The sequence below is a fragment of the Heyndrickxia coagulans DSM 1 = ATCC 7050 genome (genome assembly GCF_000290615.1).
Taxonomy (GTDB): domain Bacteria; phylum Bacillota; class Bacilli; order Bacillales; family Bacillaceae_C; genus Weizmannia; species Weizmannia coagulans.
Genome location: NZ_ALAS01000210.1, coordinates 1 through 1,442, shown reverse-complemented (window position 1 = coordinate 1,442; position 1,442 = coordinate 1). Strand labels below are relative to the sequence as shown.

The 1,442-nt window shown below is 34.5% G+C and carries 1 protein-coding gene and 1 pseudogene; both read right to left on the bottom strand.

The features are described 5' to 3' along the window. Nucleotides 1-54: 54 nt before the first annotated feature. A complete protein-coding gene (locus IC21_RS11500; protein ID WP_035180896.1) occupies nt 55-429 on the bottom strand; it encodes a hypothetical protein in 375 nt (124 codons plus the stop codon). A gap of 315 nt (nt 430-744) precedes the next feature. After that, nucleotides 745-1,148: pseudogene (locus IC21_RS11495) on the bottom strand (ATP-binding protein); the annotation flags it as partial. Nucleotides 1,149-1,442: the final 294 nt, after the last annotated feature.

The following is a 1,442-nucleotide window of genomic DNA, read 5'->3' as shown; positions in this document are numbered from 1 at the left end:
GTGAAGCACGGTAGCCGAAAGTGTACAAAAAGAGTGTCTTGGAATACCCGATATTTAAACCTTGTCGAGAAAAACTTGACACATACTATTGATTATTTTGTTTATGTAATTGAGTTCTTCTAAATTACAATAATATTTATGTCCATCTTCAATAGTAATTTGTACCGGATAATGTTCGATTGATTTATCTACTTTTACTTGAAAATGTCCGTTAACTCCTGAAACTACAATATCACAAATATCCTCCACATAAAAATTTCTTAATACCATTATCAAATCCCTCTTACTAAGTAAGAATTCTTCGATAACACCATCCTCATAAAGTTCCAATAGAACAAGATTACTCGTTGCATATGTAATTACTACCCTAGTAGAACTATTATAAAAATCATTAATTTCAACTAATTCTTCTATACTTAATTTATTCAATTTCTTCACCTCCCTCTATAGATAACTTCAACATAAAATCCATGATTACTGCTTTTAAGAACAAGATTTTTAACCGTTAATTAAAAAAGACAAGGATTTCACTCCTCGTCTTAGTCCAAATAAACAGGGTTTAATTTTCCAACCACCTTTAAACACTCCAAGATCGCATAATCATCCAAAATATACTCTCTTAAGATAGCAACTATATTTCGCTTTAGATTTTCAAACGTTTCAAAAACATTATCTCTAATCTCTGTATTGAAAACTTCAGAAATAGAGTGTAGCCGTCAAGTAAAATTGAACACTTTTTGCTAATTAATTTTGAACACTTTTTTCATAAAAATGGATGATCGATGTTTCATGCGATAGCTGTCATCGTTCCTAAAATGGGTGACTTCTGCTCGGTGTAATAATCTGTCCAAAATAGCTGTCGTAATACCTGGATCCCCCAATAGTTCACCCCATTCATTTGGGCCCTTATTAGAAGTTAGAATGACAGAAGCATTGTCATACAAGTCGTTAATTAAATGGAAAAACAAATTTGCCTCCCGTGAATCCATGGCCATGAACATCAAGTCATCAATGATGACCAGGTTTGAATCCCGGATGCGCTTCATTCTTGTTTGCGATTTTCGGGTAACATCTTCCGTCTTCAATGTTTGGATAAGCTGCCCCATGGAGATAAAAGAAACTTTGTAGCCCTGATGAATTGCCTCTATTGTTTAGTGCAAAATGAAAGTACAGAGTTCTGCAACAAAAAAGTGCAGAGCTTCATGGCATAAAAAAAGGCTTGCCAGCTCCTAAAATTCCCTCTACTGTTAAGGTTGTGAAGAACAAAACAGTGGAGGTAAAGAAAGGATGCTAGCAATGCCTGAAATTCATCATATCAAACATTTGCGTGAAAAGAAAGGGTTATCGCTTTCCGTATGTGTCAAGTTTTTCTCGACAAGGTTTAAATATCGGGTATTCCAAGACACTCTTTTTGTACACTTTCGGCTACCGTGCTTTACTTG